This is a genomic window from Qipengyuania marisflavi, from assembly GCF_005884405.1.
Taxonomy (GTDB): Bacteria; Pseudomonadota; Alphaproteobacteria; order Sphingomonadales; family Sphingomonadaceae; genus Qipengyuania; species Qipengyuania marisflavi.
In genome coordinates this window covers 1-1,511 of the sequence record NZ_VCAO01000016.1, presented here as the reverse complement: position 1 = coordinate 1,511, position 1,511 = coordinate 1, and the positions used below count along the sequence as shown (strand labels likewise).

Below are 1,511 nucleotides of genomic sequence, written 5' to 3'. Positions count from 1 at the left end.
TGTCCGTCGTCAGATAATTTGAGACATTAGGCAGTTTAAAACAGGTGAGTGTTTGGGCTCATCTGGTTGGTTGATATTATGCGGCAAGCTTGCGGTGTTGCAAGCGCCTTTGTTCGATGGTTTTGCGTTTGATCCTTTCGCGCTGTTTGATGGTGGCTTCTGCCCTGCCGAAGTAGGCGTCGGCAGGTGTGACGTTTTTCAGGCTCTCGTGATAGCGCTGGTGGTTGTAATGCTCGACGAACGCCTCGATCTGGGTTTCAAGGTCGCCCGGCAGGAAGTAGTTTTCCAGCAATATCCGGTTCTTCAAGGTCTGGTGCCAACGCTCGATCTTGCCCTGTGTCTGCGGATGGAACGGCGCGCCGCGAACGTGGCACATATCTTTTTCCGCGAGATAGTCCGCCAGCTCGCCAGCAACGTGACTGGGACCATTGTCGGACAGCAGACGCGGCTTGTGCACCACCGTTGCCTGGTCGCAGCCTGACGCCTCAAGTGCCAGCTCCAGCGTATCCGTTACATCCTCAGCCCGCATGGTCGTGCACAGCTTCCACGCAATGATGTAGCGCGAGTAATCATCAAGGATGGTCGATAGGTAATACCAGCCCCAGCCAATGATCTTGAGATAGGTAAAGTCTGTTTGCCATAGTTGGTTGATGGCGGTCGTTTTGTCCTTGAACTCGCTGGCGGCCTTCATCACGATGAAGTTGGGGCTGGTGATCAGATCATGGCGCTTCAAGAGCCTGTAAACGCTGGCTTCCGACACGAAGTAGCGCTGTTCATCGGTGAACGTTACCGCCAGCTCACGGGGGCTCAGCTCGCAGCGCTCCAACGCCATATCCAGGATCTTGCCCTGCACATCGTCAGGGATCCGGTTCCAGGCCCGGCGCGGGCCAGGACGCCGATCTTCCAGCGCATCCTCGCCGAACCGCAGATACAGATCATACCAACGGTAGAAGGTAGGTCGAGCAATGCCCAGCCTGTCCAGCGTCTGCTTTGCTGGAAGGTGGGTTTTCTCGACCAGCCTGATGATCTCCAGTTTTTCTGATGCAGGATACCTCATTCGTTGTCGCCCCCATCCCCGATCATGCTTTTTTTAAGCAACCGGTTCTCGAGCATCTGTTCAGCAACGACCTCCTTCAGATCACGGGCCTCAGGGCGCCGATCACGGACTTCATCGGTATTGGCGCTGCGCGCCATATCACCGGCAAGCCGGCGCTTGCCAGCCTCCATGAAGTCCTTCGACCATTTGTAATACACGCCCTGCGCAATACCCTCACGGCGGCACAGTTCGGCGATACTATCCTCGCCGCGCAGGCCTTCCAGCACAATCCGGATCTTCTCCTCTGCGCTATACTGTTTGCGGGTCGCCCGGCGGATGTCTTTGACTACCCGCTCCGCGGGCGCCTTTGAGTGTTTTGACTTCATCTTCGTTCCTTACAGTCACGAAGATGAACCCAAAACACTCTCCTATTTTATGCAGCCAATCTGTCTATTGAACGCTGGCGGGGGACAGC

The 1,511-nt window shown here is 55.9% G+C and carries 1 protein-coding gene; it reads right to left on the bottom strand.

Translation table 11 applies throughout. From position 1 onward, the window contains the following. Nucleotides 1-76: 76 nt before the first annotated feature. Nucleotides 77-1,422 (bottom strand): IS3 family transposase gene (locus tag FEV51_RS13070; protein WP_138619564.1). Its coding sequence is split into 2 segments (ribosomal slippage): nt 77-1,092 and nt 1,092-1,422, totalling 1,347 coding nucleotides; the frame shifts between segments, so codons are not numbered across the junction. Between the last annotated feature and the right edge of the window lie 89 nt (nt 1,423-1,511).